A 389-nucleotide genomic window follows, 5' to 3' on the forward strand; every position below is an offset into this window, starting at 1 on the left:
CTTTGATAACCAGCAGTACGGCAAGAGCAACAAGCCGGTTGGCTTTGTGGACCCGAACAGCACCCACTACTACCTGCAGACCACCACCCGCCGGGGAGAGGTCGCCGAACGCGGCTGGACCGCAGACCATGCCGGCGAGCACGTCTACCGTTTCGACGGTGCCTACACCAATACCACGATGGAAGTGACCAGCCAGAACGGGGCCAAGCTGCGGCGCACCGATCAGGGCCGGCATGTCTACCAATACCTGTACGACAGCGCCGGCCGCCTGATCCGCCAGACCAACAACGCCGGCCAGGACCTGCGCTACGCCTACTATGGCCACGGCAACCTCAAGGCCGTACGCGATACCAGCGGCGACAACAACACCCTGGTCGAATACGCCTACG

At 63.0% G+C, this 389-nt stretch carries 1 protein-coding gene; it reads left to right on the forward strand.

The features are described 5' to 3' along the window. Nucleotides 1-389, forward strand: a 389-nt coding sequence (locus tag PZA18_RS24365; RefSeq protein WP_284103476.1) for an RHS repeat domain-containing protein, incomplete at both ends; no start/stop codon positions are given.

The organism is Parachitinimonas caeni, assembly GCF_030129945.1.
Lineage (GTDB): Bacteria > Pseudomonadota > Gammaproteobacteria > Burkholderiales > Chitinimonadaceae > Parachitinimonas > Parachitinimonas caeni.